General features: G+C 43.7%; 19 protein-coding genes and 1 tRNA gene. 10 read left to right on the top strand and 10 right to left on the bottom strand.

Annotated elements, in window-relative coordinates; genetic code table 11:
* The first annotated feature begins 2 nt into the window (after positions 1 to 2).
* The 4 genes from hisS (at position 3) to panC (ending at position 3956) form a co-directional block, all read left to right on the top strand.
* Positions 3 to 1280, top strand: a complete 1278-nt coding sequence (gene hisS / locus A3IK_RS0115270) for a histidine--tRNA ligase (protein WP_020560852.1) — start codon at positions 3 to 5, stop codon at positions 1278 to 1280.
* 15 nt (positions 1281 to 1295) lie between these two features.
* Entirely contained in the window at positions 1296 to 1943 is a 648-nt protein-coding gene (locus tag A3IK_RS0115265; protein ID WP_020560851.1) for a YfgM family protein, read from the top strand.
* A 361-nt stretch (positions 1944 to 2304) separates the two neighbouring features.
* Positions 2305 to 3105, top strand: coding sequence for a 3-methyl-2-oxobutanoate hydroxymethyltransferase (gene panB, locus A3IK_RS0115260; protein WP_020560850.1), 801 nt, complete (start codon positions 2305 to 2307; stop codon positions 3103 to 3105).
* Positions 3102 to 3956, top strand: coding sequence for a pantoate--beta-alanine ligase (gene panC / locus A3IK_RS0115255; protein ID WP_020560849.1), 855 nt, complete (start codon positions 3102 to 3104; stop codon positions 3954 to 3956). The genes panB and panC overlap by 4 nt, the downstream gene beginning before the upstream one ends.
* Positions 3957 to 4226: 270 nt before the next feature.
* Here the strand turns inward: panC and A3IK_RS0115250 are convergent, their stop codons facing one another.
* Both A3IK_RS0115250 and A3IK_RS19740 read right to left on the bottom strand, forming a co-directional pair.
* Positions 4227 to 4604, bottom strand: a complete 378-nt coding sequence (locus A3IK_RS0115250) for a hypothetical protein (RefSeq protein WP_020560848.1) — start codon at positions 4602 to 4604, stop codon at positions 4227 to 4229.
* Between the two features lie 185 nt (positions 4605 to 4789).
* On the bottom strand, positions 4790 to 5164 hold the full coding sequence (locus A3IK_RS19740) for a tetratricopeptide repeat protein (protein WP_020560847.1): 375 nt from the start codon (positions 5162 to 5164) through the stop codon (positions 4790 to 4792).
* A gap of 142 nt (positions 5165 to 5306) precedes the next feature.
* Here A3IK_RS19740 and A3IK_RS0115240 point away from each other — a divergent pair, with 142 nt between their 5' ends.
* The 3 genes from A3IK_RS0115240 to A3IK_RS0115230 all read left to right on the top strand — a co-directional run bounded on the left by A3IK_RS0115240 (position 5307) and on the right by A3IK_RS0115230 (position 7561).
* Complete coding sequence (locus tag A3IK_RS0115240; protein ID WP_020560846.1) at positions 5307 to 6410, top strand: anthranilate phosphoribosyltransferase; 1104 nt, start codon at positions 5307 to 5309, stop codon at positions 6408 to 6410.
* Between the two features lie 23 nt (positions 6411 to 6433).
* Positions 6434 to 6637, top strand: a complete 204-nt coding sequence (locus A3IK_RS0115235; RefSeq protein WP_020560845.1) for an Alvin_2107 family globule sulfur oxidation protein — start codon at positions 6434 to 6436, stop codon at positions 6635 to 6637.
* 189 nt (positions 6638 to 6826) lie between these two features.
* Complete coding sequence (locus A3IK_RS0115230) at positions 6827 to 7561, top strand: hypothetical protein (protein WP_020560844.1); 735 nt, start codon at positions 6827 to 6829, stop codon at positions 7559 to 7561.
* A 38-nt stretch (positions 7562 to 7599) separates the two neighbouring features.
* On the opposite strand, the gene A3IK_RS0115225 is transcribed toward A3IK_RS0115230, so the two are convergent.
* From A3IK_RS0115225 to A3IK_RS0115205, 5 genes are all read right to left on the bottom strand, one after another.
* A complete protein-coding gene (locus tag A3IK_RS0115225) occupies positions 7600 to 8190 on the bottom strand; it encodes a PqiC family protein (protein ID WP_020560843.1) in 591 nt (196 codons plus the stop codon).
* Entirely contained in the window at positions 8190 to 10232 is a 2043-nt protein-coding gene (locus tag A3IK_RS0115220; protein ID WP_020560842.1) for a PqiB family protein, read from the bottom strand. Before A3IK_RS0115220 ends, A3IK_RS0115225 begins: the two co-directional genes overlap by 1 nt.
* Positions 10225 to 10857 (bottom strand): paraquat-inducible protein A, encoded by a 633-nt coding sequence (locus A3IK_RS0115215; protein WP_020560841.1) that lies wholly within the window; start codon positions 10855 to 10857, stop codon positions 10225 to 10227. The genes A3IK_RS0115220 and A3IK_RS0115215 overlap by 8 nt, the downstream gene beginning before the upstream one ends.
* Positions 10854 to 11492 carry a paraquat-inducible protein A gene (locus A3IK_RS0115210; RefSeq protein ID WP_020560840.1) on the bottom strand — a complete coding sequence of 213 codons (639 nt, stop codon included), beginning with the start codon at positions 11490 to 11492 and terminating at the stop codon, positions 10854 to 10856. Before A3IK_RS0115210 ends, A3IK_RS0115215 begins: the two co-directional genes overlap by 4 nt.
* A gap of 118 nt (positions 11493 to 11610) precedes the next feature.
* A complete protein-coding gene (locus A3IK_RS0115205) occupies positions 11611 to 12804 on the bottom strand; it encodes a hypothetical protein (RefSeq protein ID WP_020560839.1) in 1194 nt (397 codons plus the stop codon).
* 659 nt (positions 12805 to 13463) lie between these two features.
* On the opposite strand from A3IK_RS0115205, the gene A3IK_RS20520 reads away from it, so the two are divergent.
* Positions 13464 to 15827, top strand: a complete 2364-nt coding sequence (locus A3IK_RS20520; RefSeq protein ID WP_083915752.1) for a mechanosensitive ion channel family protein — start codon at positions 13464 to 13466, stop codon at positions 15825 to 15827.
* A gap of 115 nt (positions 15828 to 15942) precedes the next feature.
* Entirely contained in the window at positions 15943 to 16113 is a 171-nt protein-coding gene (locus tag A3IK_RS21605) for a hypothetical protein (protein ID WP_020560836.1), read from the top strand.
* On the opposite strand, the gene A3IK_RS20945 is transcribed toward A3IK_RS21605, so the two are convergent.
* The 3 genes from A3IK_RS20945 to A3IK_RS0115180 form a co-directional block, all read right to left on the bottom strand.
* Complete coding sequence (locus tag A3IK_RS20945; protein ID WP_083915751.1) at positions 16052 to 16219, bottom strand: IS3 family transposase; 168 nt, start codon at positions 16217 to 16219, stop codon at positions 16052 to 16054. The two genes, A3IK_RS21605 and A3IK_RS20945, sit on opposite strands and share 62 nt — an antisense overlap.
* A gap of 67 nt (positions 16220 to 16286) precedes the next feature.
* A complete protein-coding gene (locus tag A3IK_RS0115185) occupies positions 16287 to 16607 on the bottom strand; it encodes a transposase (RefSeq protein ID WP_020560835.1) in 321 nt (106 codons plus the stop codon).
* 418 nt (positions 16608 to 17025) lie between these two features.
* Positions 17026 to 17102 (bottom strand) — tRNA-Val (locus A3IK_RS0115180).
* A gap of 202 nt (positions 17103 to 17304) precedes the next feature.
* Here A3IK_RS0115180 and A3IK_RS0115175 point away from each other — a divergent pair.
* Positions 17305 to 17517 (top strand): transposase (locus A3IK_RS0115175; RefSeq protein WP_020560834.1); only part of this gene is annotated, 213 nt, incomplete at its 3' end.

Genomic DNA, 17517 nt, shown 5'->3' with positions numbered 1-17517 from the left:
AAATGGCTAATTTAATTAAATCTGCCAAAGGGATGAATGACCTCTTACCTGAGGATATGGTGTATTGGCATACGCTCGAAACCACTGTGCGCCATTTATTTACTCGTTATGGTTTTAATGAGATTCGTACACCGATCGTAGAGGCAACTGAGTTATTTAGTCGGGCAGTAGGTGAAGTCACAGATATCGTTGAAAAGGAAATGTACACTTTCAATGATCGTGATAATGAAAAAGCCAGTCTATCCTTACGCCCTGAAGGTACAGCAGGCTGTGTCCGTGCGGGCTTAGAGCATGGTTTACTCTATAACCAACAGCAGCGCTTTTGGTACTCAGGGCCAATGTTTCGGCATGAGCGTCAACAAAAGGGACGCTATCGCCAATTCACCCAAATGGGTGCGGAAGCCTTTGGTATGGTAGGGCCTGATATTGACGCCGATATCATTGCTATGACGGCGCGTCTCTGGCAAGAACTCGGTTTAAGCGATAATCGTCTAGAACTCAATTCACTCGGTACTCCACAATCGCGTCAAGCTTATCGCGCGTTATTAGTAGATTACTTCTCCGCTTATACCGATCAGTTGGATGAAGACTCTAAACGTCGTCTACATACTAATCCGCTACGGATTTTAGATACTAAAAATCCGGCAATGAAGGCCTTAGTAGCAGGAGCACCGAGCTTACATGAACATTTAGATACCGAATCCGCCGAGCACTTTGCCCAACTGCAAGCCTTACTCACGGCAATGGGGATTGAATTTGTCATTAATCCCCGTCTAGTACGTGGCTTAGACTATTACTCCCGTACGGTATTTGAATGGATTACCCCCGATGCAGATTTAGGCTCACAAAGTACTATCTGTGCCGGCGGACGTTATGATGGTTTAGTTGAACAACTCGGTGGCGCACCGACGGCAGGCTTTGGGTTTGCCATGGGAGTAGAACGTTTAGTGCATATTCTCAAAAATCGTGCGCTCGTTCCTGCGGCTAAACCGATGGATATTTATTTTATGGTAGACCCCACCCAAGTGGTGGCGGGCATGGCATTTGCTGAGCAACTGCGCTCTGCTCTACCAACACTCACTATGATCATGAATGGCGGAGGGGGTAGCCTTAAGGCACAACTCAAACGAGCGGATAAATCCGGTGCCACCTTTGGTCTTACCTTTGATAATCCTCAGCAGCTTACCTTGAAATCGTTACGGGAACGTAGCGAGCCTGTGGTATTAACCCCAGAGGCAGCGCTGACTCAATTATCCTCCCACCTTACTCAAAAAGCATAATACTAGGGGCTAGTAATGGCGATATTAGATGAATTAAAAACCGATCAGGAAAAAGCGGAAGAGTTAAAAGCCTGGTGGCGTCAACATGGCACCTCGGTGGTTGCAGGCATAGGCTTAGCGATTGCGGCCTTATTTGGTTATGAATATTGGCAAAAATATCAAAATCAAACCATGGAAGAGTCCTCTGCTATTTACCATCAGATTCAACAAGATAAAGATGGCTTAGTACCAGAGAATCTCCTCACCAAACTACAAGCAGACTATAGTAAAACGTCCTATGCGTCTTTAGCGGCATTAGATTATGCCCGTAGTTATGCTGAAGTGGGTGACTATGATAAAGCGATTCAAGGATTACGTTGGGTCGTCGATAATGGTAGTGAAGATGCCTATAAAGAGATCGCTAAATTACGCTTAGCGCGGGTTTTAGTCGCTCAGAATAAAACTGATGAGGCTTTAAAAATTGTGGATGAAAAATTCCCTACCTCTTATCAAGCCTTGCTAGCAGATATTCGCGGCGATATTTATGCTGCTAAAAATGAGCTAGATCAGGCACGTACCGCTTACGATCAAGCACTCATGGATAATGCCGGCTCAGCCAATGAGTTGATTCAAATGAAGCGGGATAATTTAGGCAAAGCGACAACACCCCCAGCAACAAAATAATCTCCTAAAAAAGGGTGATTTCTTTAGGGGAATTTGAACGCATAGCAGCCATTCCCCTAAGAAGCTTAAACCTTAGACTTTATCGTTAAAGTAGTCGCTACAACTCAATATTTACGTCATTATCAGGCCATAACTCATTGCAATTAGCGCTAAAATGCTGGTTTTACTCTAGGCAAGGCCGTATTTAATCGCTAAGCTAGGCCGCTTATATTGAACATAACCTATATCTTGCTACCCAACTTCCCTGACCGTTTACTGTGCACCAATAGTATGCACCGTGTAGCTGTTTTTGATGTACAAGTGCTAAGGGTTTGTTATGTTAATACCTCCTTAGAGTGACCCTAAACAGGAAGAGACGCTTGTGAAAAATCCCCGCATAACTGTCACCACCTTGCGTAAAATGAAGCGAGAAGGTGAAAAAATCACCATGTTAACAGCTTACGATGCAGGTTTTGCCCGAGTGTTAGATCAGCAAGGCATCGATATTATTCTGGTAGGTGACTCATTAGGTATGGTCATTCAAGGGCATGAAACGACTGTGCCCGTCACCATGGATGAGATGGTTTACCACACTAAATTAGTGTCCCGTGTTGCCCAACATGCCCTAGTATTGGGCGATCTACCCTTTATGAGTTACACCTCCCCTGAAATGGCGCTACGCAATAGCACCCGCTTAATGCAAGAGGGTGGCGCTCATATGGTGAAATTAGAAGGGGGAGCGCCACAGGTCAATACGGTAGCTCAGCTTGCCCATTATGGCGTACCCGTTTGTGCGCATTTAGGCCTACAACCTCAATCAGTACATAAATTAGGGGGCTATCGTGTACAAGGGCGTGACGACTCCACTGCTAAACAAATACTAGCGGATGCTATCGCTTTGCAAAATGCGGGGGCGGATATGTTAGTACTCGAATGTGTACCCACTACACTAGCACAAGAAATTACTCAAACGGTTACTATTCCAGTGATCGGTATTGGTGCAGGGGTCAATTGTGATGGTCAGGTCTTAGTACTGCACGATATGTTAGGTATTAGTGCTCATGCGCCTAAATTCTCGCGTAATTTTATGGTGGGCGGAGCGACCATTCCAGACGCTATAAAAGCCTATAATGATGCAGTTAAACAAGGTACCTTCCCCTCTGCGGAGCATTGGTTCGTATGATTAAGACAGTAGTAACACCGGCTGAAGTACAGCAATTGGTACGTGAATGGCGTAGACAAGGTATTAAGGTCGCTTTAGTCCCTACCATGGGTAATCTCCATGCGGGACATTTGGCCTTAGTCAAACATGCTCAAACCTTAGGTGAGCGTGTCATTGTGTCCATTTTCGTGAATCCCACCCAATTTAATCGCCCTGATGATCTGGTCAACTATCCACGCACCTTAGACAAGGACATGGAAAAGCTCATTAGTGTGGGCTGTGATGCGGTCTTTACCCCTGAGGCTAGTGCGATGTACCCTAGCGGCGGTTTAGCCACACGTGTCACAGTACCTGGTATTAGTGATATTTTAGAAGGTGAAAAGCGCCCCGGACATTTCACAGGGGTGGCGACCATTGTCTGTAAATTATTTAACTTAGTCCAACCGGATGTGGCCTTGTTTGGGCAAAAAGACTTTCAGCAGCTCATGGTCATTCGGCAAATGGTCGCTGATCTGAATATGCCTATTGAGATTATTGAGCTACCCACGGTACGTGAAACCGATGGTTTAGCCATGAGTTCACGCAATAACTATCTTAATGCGGAGCAACGCGCTATAGCCCCACGCCTACAACAAACCTTGCAAGCCACACTCCAACGCTTATATGCGGGAGATTATACCAGCTATCAAGATTTACAGCAGTGGACTATGGATGAATTAGATAGTAAAGGTTTTAAGGCGGAGTATATTGAAATTAGGCGAGCATCTGATTTATTAGCGCCGAATCCAGAGGATAAGGATTTAGTATTACTAGCGTCTGCTTGGTTAGGTAAGGCGCGTTTAATTGATAATATTCCTTTTAAACTGCCCTAAATAAAACTGACTGCGGGTATGGATTTATTGTTATTATTATCACTTCCATACCCGCAACTCAAACGCTTTATTGTTCTTATTATTCACTCACTATACTGCCCCCATCTATTAGCATAATGAGTGAGCTACAAAAGCTTTGGATCAACTCCCCTTTAGCCCTGATGTTGACCCTGCTTTAGGATAGCTCCTTGCTTATTAATACTTAGCCCTTCCGAGCACTTGTAGTCTGCCAATAAACGACTGAATCAATACTTAAGCAGCCTGACTTTTTTAGGTCGGACGTGCAAACATTAAATCCACCTGCATAGACTCTACTGTACCCGTAGCCTTTACCTTCACTAGTTCCGGCATACGCTCACTGAGCCAAGTACACATCGCTGCGGCTAGGGAGTAGTTTTTAGCCGCTAATGCTATTAATAACTGTTGTGCTACTAACTGGCTTTTAACAATAGGATCGGGCTTTTTATGGAATACACCGCTCATTTCAATCCCCTGATCCATTTGCTTATCCATACTATCAATATAGGCAAATTGTTCAGTCGAGGGAGTTTTGCGGCGGTCATATTGCATAACTTCTTGATTATTCACCACTACGGTGACTAAGGGTCTTTGTTTTGCGTAAGATACAGGTTTTTTAGAATTTTTCATGATAATGACTCTATTATTACTATAATTAACTAAGTATCTGCTTAAAAATAAGCAGGTATTTCTAGAGCAGTCTGGCTGTTAGAAATATCCGATTACTTTAGGTACTTAAACTCAGTGTACTGTATTCAGGAATCACTGTCGTTAGGTGAATAAATTTAATTAATAATTATTTTAATAGTCAGCTTCTATTCACTTTGCTTTAAATAGGCCAATAGGGCTAACGAACCCTCTAGGCCTTGATCAGCGGCTTTTTGCAACCACTCTTTAGCCAAGATAAGGTTTTTAGGCGCACATTCGCCTTCCAGATACATAAATCCTAAACCATGCTGAGCTAAACCGTAGCCTTGCTCGGCAGAAGCTTTCATCCACTTATAGGCGGCTAATTCATTGCGTATCACGCCCAAACCATTTTGATGCATAATTGCCACCAAATGCTGTGCTTGAGCATGACCCACGTCGGCAAAGGGTGAGAGTAATCTCATGGCAAGAGCAAAGTTTTTGGCCTCAAAGGCTGCAATAGCACTGGCTAAATCAACCTCATCCGGCATAGGATTAGACATGTGTTTTCCCTTAAATAGCGTTAGGCTTGCCTCTATTAACCTAACACAAACCACTGCCTCACCCTAGACAAACTCTTTACCCCTGTAGAGGTATTTAGTATTACTAGTCCGACTTTTACACTTTACCCCTATGAACAAACCGATGATGACCGATTTAGAACTTCAGCATAATTTGCGCCAATGTATTCAAAAAGTAGCTACAGGCCCCGAATATAGTAAGGACTTAAGCTATGAAGAAGCCTATCAGGCGATGCGTTATATGCTTACGGGTCAGGCTGACCCCGTACAAATAGCGGTTTACTTTATTGCCTTACGCATGAAGCGTGAGACGGAGGCCGAAAATCGCGGCACACTACAAGCGATTATTGATACCGCGACTATTCAGACCGCCAAGGTCGCTCAGGTGGTTGATTTATCCGATCCTTATGATGGTTATGTACGGGGCATACCTGCCTCTAGTTTTGTGCCTGCGGTATTGGCTGCGTTGGGAGAATACGCGGTTATTCATGGCCTCCAGCAAGTAGGGCCTAAATACGGTGCGACTCATCATAAGATTTTACAAGCAGCCGGTCTTCAGGTGAATCTAAGCCCTGCAGCAGCCTGCCAGCAGCTAGAACAGATTGGTTGGACTTATCTGGATCAAAGCCAATTTGCCCCTGCATTGCATGCTTTAATTCCTATTCGCCAGCGCATGATTAAGCGCCAAATACTCACCACCGTAGAGACCTTAATTGGTCCGATTCGGGGTGCGGAGCAAACGCATTGTATGGGTGGCTATGTACACACGGCCTACCCCCCAATTTATGCGTATTTAGCCCGCCAAGCTGGGTTTAATAGCGCTCTATTTGTGCGTGGGGTTGAGGGCGGCATTATCCCTTCCTTGCAACAAGCCGGAAAAGCATTCTATTACCCAGCAGCGGGCGAATTAACCCAATGGGATCTAAGCCCTACTCCATTAGGTATTGAGGCCTCTACGCGTGCTATTCCCCTACCGGATGATTTACCACCTGCTCAAGATGAGCTTAGCACCACGGTCAATAGTGATGCACTAGCAGAGCGCTCAGCACAATTAGGCCTAGCGGCTCTCGGTGGTGAAAAAGGCTTAATGTACGACAGTATTGTGTATGCCAGTGCGATCCTACTCACCCATTTAGGGCGTTATCCGCAATTAACTGATGCAGCACATGCGGTTCGTACGGTACTCGATAATGGTCGCGCTTTAGCGGTGTTTAAAGCCGCCGCGTAGTTATTTAAATAGAGGATGAGAACATGAATCAGCAATATTACCAAGCCGTTGTCACTATGGAGCAAGCCGGTACGGATCCAGAATTTGTACAAGGTTTTCAATGTGGTTATTTACTCATTCCCGAACGCGAAGAGCAGCGTATTACCTCCGCCTATGAGGCCGGTTATGCAGCAGGTAAAGAGCATGATTTAGCAGCCTATAAACAATGGACTCAGACCAGAAAATAGCATCACTTGACAACGTGAGCAGCGTTCAATAGCAGCGGCTGCTCAGCGTTTTAATACCTTTTTAGCGCTCATCCTAGAAATCCTCCCCATTAGTCTTAAAGCATTCGTGCGCCCTCTTTGATCTTTCCATACTAAACCACCTAGCCCAGCACGATCAGGACGCTGATCAGATTCATAAGGAGTATTAAAATGAGTCTCATGATTAATCAACCGAGCAATATAAAAACCTCTCATACCAACCACCCTATTACCAAAGTCTCTCCTCCCCAGCCCACGAAGAGTTTTAAAGCAGAGAATACTGGTATAACACTCTCAACCTCTATGGCCAATATGATCCGCAAGATCATCACTGCTTTGCAGCAAATGGTCGGAGCGACCTCTCTACCCGTAGCAGCTCCGAGTAATCCGGGGTCTACGACTATTAACACGCCGGGATCGATTAGCGTTAAAGAAAACACCAATGGCACCACCACGCTCAATAACGCAACTTATACCAATAGTTTTCTACTCTCTGAATTTGAGAAATTTAAGAACTCACCCGATTACCCACAAATACAAACGCGCGATTTACGAGTGACAGCGTGGGGTTATCAAGGCTCAGGGTCAGCGTTGAATGCTTTTTATCATTATCTTTTAAAGAATTACCCTAATGGAGTCGCCAATACTACTGCCACTGCAGCACGCAACCTAGCTGCACCAACCTCCTTAGCGGCGACTCGTATGGCGACAAGCATTGCCACGCCCCGCATAGCAGCCGAGGCAGCACCTGTCACTGCAACGACGGCTGATACGACAGCCACTGCTGCCACAACCTCGACTGTCACCCCAGAGGATGCTGTTATTGCGGCTGCCGTTAGGGGTAATTTAAGTGATACCCCAACCAATAGAACCGCAGTAAGCTCCGCACCAGGGGCTACGGTTTAACCAGCATAGGTTCAAGGTGATAGTTGCATAGCTATCACCTAAGGCAGAGCCTCGACAATCTGTTGTGCCAAGCGCTCGACTAATACGGTTTGCGCCTTAACAATATCTCCTATCTCCTTACCTCGTACAACAGCCTGTAGATGGAATGGATGGGTGCTTACAATACGCCCATCACTGGCATATTGCAGTTGCCAAGTACCCGATAACACGGCCTCTCGCTGTGCTTGCCCATCAAATTGCGTGACGACTAAACTCACTTGATAGCGCGGGGTTTGGGTAATTTCCCAAGGAATACGTTGCACACGGGTGCTAGGTAAGCGATTTTGAATTTGCTGAGTAATAGCGGTTAAAAACTCATCTTGTAATTCCCCACCCCACTCATGTAACTCACGTACCTGTACCGTATTCGCGTCTTCACGCACCACATACCCCTTACGATCTAATACCGAGGGTAGTTTTAAAGGCCCTACACCAATGCTAGCAATTTGCGCTGATTTTTCTGGAGCGGCTGAGCCTAAGCTCATATGGCTACTCAGCGTATGATAAGCCACCTTAACATTACTCCCTCCCACTAGAGAGCAACCTGCTAAGAACATACTACATAGGAATAAACTTAACTGAACACGCATTACTCTCTCCTGCCACGAATCAGTGAATCGGGCTTACGTTCTAAACGCTCAGACAAATCACGAATGGCTCGTGCGGCGGTAGTAACCTCTTGCATCATTTCCATTAATTGATATTGAGTGGGCGAATTTTGTGCCAATAGCTTATCCATATGCCCTAATGAATTTTGTAAGCGACGCATGGTTTGCACCAAATCATTGGACACACGCCGCACATCGCCCTGCACTTCAGGCAGTGCCTTGCTCAAATTATTCGCCGCATGAGCAAAGCTATTGGTCGCGACAGGCAAGGCTTTATTCACGCTATTGGCCACACTGGTCACATCATGGCTAAATTGAGGAATCGCCTTATTGACACTATTGGCGACACTGGTCAAGTCATGGCTAGCTCGTGGAATGGCTTTATTAATGCTATTGGCCACACTGGTCAGATCATGACTTGCCTGCGGAATGGCTTTATTAATACTATTGGCCACACTAGTCACATCATGATTAAGCTGTGGAATCGCTTTATTAATACTATTGGCCACACTAGTAAAATCGTGCGAGGCTTTGGGTAAGGTTTCATTTTCTAGTGTTTGTAATACAACACGTAAATCCGCCACGGCTTTACGCGCATCCCGCATTAAGAATTGGGTATCATCAATCAATTCATTAGCATTCGTGACCGTATGGTCTAACTGTTTGCTATCCATAAAGCGCCGCACACTCGCCACTGTGCTTTTTAAGTCATTGGCAATGTCTAGCGCAATACGGGTTAAATCTTCCGATGAGGTGGAGCTAGTGGGAAATACCGTACGCGTCCCCTCCTGACTCATACGTTCAGGGCTAGCCTTACTCTCTTGAACCAGATTAATAAAGGCTTGTCCGGTTAGAATATTACCGTTTTGCAGCTTCGCCCTCACCCCCTGCTCGACTAATTTTTCCAGCATAGTTTGTGCTTGCTCTAAGGTAATATCTTCTGCAAAACGCTGCGGCTCCAATACGACTCTGACCGGAATACGGGTTTGTAAGTTGCTAGGGTCAAGATCCATTTCAATTGCTTCTACTTTACCCACTGGCACGCCTTGATATTCCACTGAGGCACCTACAGCTAAACCACGCACCGAGCCACTAAAGTGCATCACATAATAAAGCTTATCCCGATATAACCGCTCTTGACTACTTTTATAGTCTTTAAACAAATGAAAGCGACTATTCGGTTTACTTGTAGTAGAGCTATCGGCACTCTCACCATCACGCCCAGCATCAAACGCAATCCCACCAATCAATAAGGCACTCAGGGACTCCATTCTAAACTCCGCCCCCGATGGACTCATTTTAAAGTCTAAACCGCCCGCATTCCAAAAGCGGCTGTTTGGATTGACAAAGGTATAATAAGGATCATCAATAAACGCCCGCACCTCAAACTTACCTGTCTCACGCACGAGACGATAATCCACCACCTCACCCACGCGCAATTGTTTATAGAAAATCGGGGTTCCATTATCAATCGAACCTACGCTGTCGGCTTCTAAAATAAATTGCCGCCCCGGACGCTCAGGGTTCATCGGTGGCGGATCTTCGAGTGCTTGATAACATAGCTTAAAACCATCATCCGTTTCGGCACGCTCTGGTCGAGGTTGTAAACCAATATAGGATCCCGAAAATAAAGTCCCCAGACCGGATACTTCCGCCCCTTTAATACGCGGACGCACGACCCAAAATTGAGCATTACAATTCATTAAGTCCTGAATTTCCTTATTCAAGCGCATTTTGACCACGGGTAATAGCTCTGAACTATTCTCTCGTGCCGCTAAAGACACCTGTTCTACTCGTCCCACGACCACATGCTTATAGCGCACCACGGTTTGTCCCTCGACAATCCCTTCCGCACTATTAAAATACACCTCGACACTCGGCCCTTGTTGATACCAATAGGTATACAATAACCAACCCGCCAACCCTAGAGCGAGTAGTGGAATCAACCAAATCGGCGAAGGCCAACGTGAACGCTGTACTGCTACCGGCAAAGGGGCATCAATGAGAACGGGTTGCTCAGCCACGCTCAAACTCCCAAATTTGACGCTCGTCTAAGGTACGTGCTGCTAATAAGGTTAATACGACAACCCCAGTAAATGATAACGAACCCATATTGGCCTCAACATAAGCAATATTGCCAAACTGCACTATCCCTACCAAAATGGCTACCACAAAAACATCTATCATTGACCAGCGCCCAATATAATCAATCACTTTATACAATTTCATCCGCTCTCTAGAACGCCAGCGGGATCGATAATGGATTGAAATTAACAAAAAACCGATGGCTATTATCTTGACTAGCGGAATGACTAAACTCGCTACAAAAATCAATAATGCAATAGGCCATTGCCCGTGCTGCCATAATTGTAAGGCTCCCTCGGCAATAGTACTCGGACTACCCTTACCCAAAATGTATAAACTCATCACGGGCAATAAATTAGCGGGGATAAATAATACGGTCGCTGCCACTAGTAAGGCCCAAGTGATCTCCATGCGGCGTGATAAATGCTTCGTCAGGGGTAATTTTGCCCCACAGCGCACACATTGCCACGGGTGAGCCATAGCCGGTGGGCGAGCATTCAAATAATTACACACTTCACAGGCTATCAAATCATAATCAGAGGCCGTTTTAAATGCAGTGCTCATGAGGGTGTTTGGGTCTGTTTTAATTGTCCTAGGGTACGCCATACCCAAAACGGCTCAAAGGCACGGTTTAATAAGGCGATAACGATAATTTGTAAACTGAGTGAGAAAAAGGCTATTTCCATTACTAAAGACGCTAAATCACCTAATTTAATCAGTGCTACCAAGGTGCTGAGCATAAAAATTTCTAACATACCCCAAGGCTTAAACTCTTGTAAGCCGCGCAATAATAGCAATGCCCTCGCCGCTTGCCATTGTAGACGTAAGGTTAGCAAAACCCAACCGACGATCACGAGTTCTAGTAAGGGTAAGAGTAGTAGATTTAAGGCTAATAGTGCGGAAATTAAATATAAATCACCTTGCCAAAAGGCGGTGACGGCTCGCAGCATGCTAAGTTCTTGCATCATGCCCTGCGTGCGCATCATAAACAAAGGAAAGCTATTACTAATCACAAAGAGTATACAAGCCGCTAACCATAAGGCTTCACTTTGACTCTGCCAGTAGGGGTGATAGCGATATAGTACCGTTTCACAGCGCTGACAACGTGCTTGTGTTTTGGGCATAAGATTTTGAAATTGATGTACTACACCACAGGCTGGACAGGCAATAAGATGATCTGTGGTGAGCAAGGCTGACATACGTTTTGTGCTTTAGTGCTGAATAGTTTTATTAGGTAGAACGCATTAGTATAAGCCTGAAATGCAAAGAGAGGCAAAAAGCCTCTCTTTGATCTCAATACTAAACTAGCATCACAAATTAACGTAGTTTGTAGGTAATACCTGATGTAAAGGTAGTATCGGTCTTCAAATCTGTTGATTTAGTTACTTCTAATCCAGTAGATAATGCAACACGATTACCTAATGAATAATAATATTTAGTACTTAAAATATTACTAGTTGTCGTAGTTTTCACACCTTGATCATAAGATTTATTACGATTGGCTGTCCATGAATTTTTCCAATACGCTTTATTACTGATTTGTCTATCAAATGACATGACATTGTTCAGATCATAACCATTCTCATCACTATCTACCGTACCAGTGAGTGAGGCCACATTAGAGAACTGCCAGTCATTATTAATCGGGCGATGGTACTCGCCTACGATTTCAGCCGAAGGTTTACTGCTATCTTGAGTATAATTTTTAATAGTCGAACCAATACCTGCTCTAACCCGTGAACCGATCTTACGTGTTATAAAGTTACCATTATCATTCACAGCAACATCATATATCCGTAACACACCCGCCGCATCTAACTGACCATTGACTTTGCCGGAAGCATTAATGACATTTGCCATATCTGCCACCCAAGCCTCTTCATAATTAGCGGTTACTCGGCTCATACGTGCTTCGTATTCATCTTTTTTGCCAATCACACGTGCTAAGTTTTGATAATCAGTTACCGACAAATCACCAGTTAATTTACCTTGTTTACGTAGCTCTCTCACAATCCAAATAGCCTGTGACATAGGCGTTGCATCCACGATACGACCATAACCAACCCCAGCCGTTGCTGCTGCATAATAACCTGTTTTACCTTTTATATCAGCAACCTTAGCGCCACCATAGACAAAGGCACCTTTGCTATTAGGTTTAAAGTAATTAAATACGTTTGCAGACGCCGTACCACTGTAAGAATTAGATTTTTCGCCTGTCGAAGCACGAGTCGAGCTGCCATTTATATTGGATAGAAACTCAATATCGCGGATCGGATTAGAAATCACTCTCTCATAGTCAAAATTTAAATTTAAATCGTAACTAGTTTTTTGCCCTGTAGTAGTCGTTATGGTTTTATTTTTATTAGTTTTCGCGTTAAATGAAGCATCTATTTGTGCATCAGTATAGGAAGGATTCGCTTCTCTATAGTCGTACAAAGTCACTGCTTGGGCAGAAGTTGTTATTAAGCCCAATAAAATACTGCTAGCTAGCAAAGCGTAGCTCTTTTTCATGTCAAATCTCCAGAATTTTTCTTAAAATTCAAACTATTATGGTTTGTTGTATTTGACAGAACCTCCAGCAAGCCCGTCAAATAACTTTACTTTAGATCAGCATCAGCCCAGCCCTATTGTAGCAAAGCCTAATTTCCATTACCCCATACAAAGTGGTTAAATGCTAAACCTAGTTAGCTGAACTGAACAATAACAGACCACTTTATAGTAGAATAAATCATATTTTTCAACATCTTATCCATATGTTGAAAAACTAAAACCTTGCTTTTTATCTAACTATCATCGTTTAGGCGACAGCGATACCGGACAACGAGATATCAAAGGATATGATTAAGTTTCCACTCTACTCACTAGCAGACGCCACTATACAGCAGCGATCCGTTTTCGTCTTCTTAATCGTCCAACAGGTTCATTGGTGAATACTATTAAGGAGGTAAGAAGTTTTACATAGCACTGTGAATATCCTAGCACAAAAGTATAATATTAGAGCAGCAGAAGGCATTGATGATGAGCCTAAGCCATCACTAGAGTGCTTGCCCACCTTGAGCTTACAGGACACTCAGCGTGGCATATGGTAAAAAAGATGACGGGGGTAATACCCTTAATTTTTATCGCTGAATAGACTCAGTCTAAAGGCTTATATTATCCAAGGTTAAGGAATGATAAGGTTAATTATGGGGCGCTGGATTATTATTATAGGGTTATGGCTAGGGCTATTCTATACCTCGACACTTCAGGCTGAAGAGGACATTCAACAAGATCCCTATAGTGTCGAAGCATTAGCTATGGTCAATGCTAAACTCACTATCGCCGAACGCAATCTGGTGACTTGGCAAAAAAATCGGGATATTAAAGCTTTAGAAGAGCTTATGCTGCAAAGCACGCAATATGAACAAAATGCTCAAGCGTGTATTACCGAAACGGAAAAACAAAAAGCGCAAATTGATGAGTCCTTAAAATCACTCGGTGATCAGCAAAGTTCAGAAGATGTCGCTCTCAGGCAAAAACGTACTGAATTAAGCCGCCAAGTACAAGTCATTACTAAACGCATCTCTCAATGTAAACTGATTAGCCTACGTGCTAGTACTTTGCAAAAATCGGCACGGGATATTATTCAGCAAGATTTAAAAGACCGCTTATTTGCCCATCAAACCTCACTATTTAATAGCTTACAAAGTTTAATTACTAATCCCGCTCAAATACAAACAGAAGTTAAAACCCTTGCCACTGTAACCAATAATATCAATATTGCATGGGGTACTCTGCGCTATGCTTTTGCTTATGGTTTATTAGGTGGGATATTAGGTAGTTTTTGGCTTTACTATCGTAAACGGCGCTTAGCACAAAGCAAGACAAAAACGACTGAAGTGAGTAGCCCCACCTTTTATGCTGTTTGGGCTAGCATGATGCGCTTAATGCCTTTTATTTTATTTGCGCTATTTATCTATCTTTATCTTAGCTATTACTCAACCGGACAAGGACAAAAGCTATTTGAATATATATCATTATATCTATTTTTATCCTTAATTAGCTATTCTATTATGCGTGCTCCTTTGAGCGTTGGAGCAGAGATTGATGGTTTTACTCCACTGCAAAAAGCAGAGCGTACCCCTATTCAGTTTTACGTTAAACTCTTAGCATTTTCTGGTTTTATCTACCTCATTATTAGCTCTAGATTAGTCGACTTATTAGATAGTGACCTCATTAATATAGCCCGTACTATTATAGGTACAATCATAGGGTTAGCTGTTATTGCCTTAATCTGGCGCGTCAGTCGGCATTTTATCTTAGTGCAACGCATGCGCTTACAATGGCTAACCACCATAACCCTATTAGTTGGAATAGGAGCGCTTTGGTTTGGGTATCGAAATTTTTCCGAATTTTTATTTTATGGTGTATTAGGCTCACTATTCATTTTAATGCTGCTCTGGCTATTACAGCATATTCCTAATGAGCTATGTGACGGGCTAGATACCGGCAAAGTGGCTTGGCAACGCCAGTTACGGCAGAAACTAGATACCAAAGAAGGGCAGCTCTTTCCTGGGTTAATTTGGGTACGCTTGGCTATAGCTATTATTTTAAATAGCTTAGCATTACTCCTACTATTACGCTTATGGGGTGTTTCCGAGCAAAATATTATTTTATTACTGAATAAGCTACTCGATGGTATTAAAATTGGTGATTTAACCTTAGAGCCTATTCGCTTATTAAGTGGTATGTTAGCAGCCGGCTTACTAATTAGCTTTAGTCAATTTTTTAAAAAATACTTATCTGAAAGCTGGTTAAAACGTACTAATCTCAGCCGGGGTGCGCGTGATGCGATGACCACTATTTCGGGCTACATTGGTATTATTCTTGCCATAGTTATTGGGTTATCTATCGCTGGTTTAAAATTCCAGAATCTAGCCATTATTGCGGGTGCATTATCCGTAGGTATTGGCTTTGGCTTGCAAAATGTGGTGAATAATTTTGTTTCAGGACTTATTTTATTATTTGAACGCCCGATTCGACGCGGTGATTGGATTCGCGTAGGTACGGCTGAGGGTTATGTTAAAGATATTAGCATCCGCTCTACTACTATTCAGGATTTTGACCGTGCGGATATTATTGTACCTAACTCAGAACTCATTTCAGGGCGCGTGACTAATCTATTTTTAAATGATAGTTATGGGCGCGTAATTATTCCCTTACGAGTCGCCTATGGCACTCATATTGAAAACTTAATGACATTATTAGTCAATTTAGCTAAAACTCATAATGATATTATCAACAATCAAGTCGACATGCGCCCACAAGCGTTATTTAGAAGTTTTGGTGAAAGTGCTCTGAACTTTGAACTACGCTTCTTTATTCGTAATGTCGAACTGAAAAATCAAATTACGAGTCAGATGCTAGTAGAGATTGAAAAAGCGTTCCGGGAAAATGGCATTATTATCCCCTACCCTCAATATGTTGTGCATCCAATGGGAGGCGCAAATATGGCGGTGGCACCGTTAGGTAATGAACCCGCCGTAGTGCCCTAAGGAAAAAGCCCATCAACGGCAGGGCAATCGCTCAGGGCAATCGCTGCTTTGATTGAAACCTAGCGGCTAATTTATGCTAAAATAAGCCAAGTGCCATAACACCAAGGAACTCACGATGGAATGGTCAGAAGTCATTGATAATCCGCTCTTAAAGAATCTACCCTTTAAGATCGAACTCAATCGGTTTGGTAAACTACTGATCTACCCCATCAAAAATGGACAGTCTAAGATGCGAGGGAGTTATAAAAATCCGCTTCACATTGTATCGGGCTTCGATACTGATTAGCCGAGTGTAATCGGTTTCGGTTATAGTCTACCTCAATATAATCAAAGACGGTCTGGCGCAGGGCTTCACGGGTAGCAAAACGTTCGCCATGTAAGGCTTCTACCAATAGCCACTACGCGATAACCCAAAACAGGCACTCATCCTGTCAATCGAATACTGTTCTTGATGCTGTTTCATGTACTCGTACCTCGCTTGAGTTGTTGCGCGAAGTACGTCGCCGCATTTTTTAAGATCAGCANCTCCTCGGCCTGCTGAGCCAGTTGCCGTTTCAGGCGGGCATTTTCTGTCGCTAAATTTGCCTCTCGCTCACTGACCATCTTGGCATGGGTCTGCTCTTTACGCCACTGATATAATTGGGATTCATGTAAACCCAATTGTTTGGCGGCCTTAGACATGCCAATGGTGGCTGCTAGCTTCAAGGCTTCCTCTTTATATTCACGGCTATGGCGAATATAGGGCGCTTTTTTGCGGGGTTCGGTTTTGGTTGTGCTCATCAGAGTACCTCTTTAGGAGAAGAATACTCGCTTTTAGAACTGTCTACTATTCCTGGGGTAGATCACTCCCTCTAACTCGCGCGAGGAAATAACAGCCTTATATCTAGAAGCAGGCGCTCAGGAGGTGTGGATTGTCTATATTGACACTCGTATGGAAATATATACCTCCGCCGGTCAAATCGATAGCAGCACCTTTTCAGCAGCGATACAACAACAACTGTTTGAAACAAAGAATTAAGGGTCGATGTCGATGTCGGCTACTGCCCAAATGCCGTCTGCATGTTTGACCCACTACTCAATCCACACCCCTTGATACAGCGGGAGATAATTAATAGGAATGTTAAGGGAACATTAAAGGAACAAGCCAAAAATTAAAAAGCCTATCAGTAATCTAACTTACTGATAGGCTTAAGAATTCTGGTAGGCATAATTGGACTCGAACCAACGACCCCCACCATGTCAAGGTGGTGCTCTAACCAACTGAGCTATATGCCTTCAAACTGAAGAGGCTGCGATTATAACGATAATTTTATTATTCGCAAGTGCATAACCAAAAAAAACAAAATTTTACCGAAAAAGTGGCTCTTAACTGGAATTTTAAGCATACATACACTACGCTAATAGATGTAGTGTATGTTCTGGTCTAATAAAACCTGACACAAAGAAATAGGATAAACTGTCCTAAATCGAGGTGTCTATGAATCAGAAACGAGTCTACAAGAACTACTCAGTAGCCTTTAAAGAAGAAGCCGTTGCCCTTGTCACCGAGCAAGGTTATAGTGTAGCGGAGGCAGCGGCTTCGCTGGGCATTCGTCCGAATCAGCTCTATGACTGGAAGAAGAAACAGGAAGCAGCCGCAGGAGGTACAGTGTTAAGTGCCGATGAGCGCGTAGAGCTGTTACAGTTACGT

The sequence above is a fragment of the Thiofilum flexile DSM 14609 genome, from assembly GCF_000380185.1.
Taxonomy (GTDB): domain Bacteria; phylum Pseudomonadota; class Gammaproteobacteria; order Thiotrichales; family Thiotrichaceae; genus Thiofilum; species Thiofilum flexile.
This window is presented reverse-complemented; position numbering and strand designations above follow the sequence as displayed.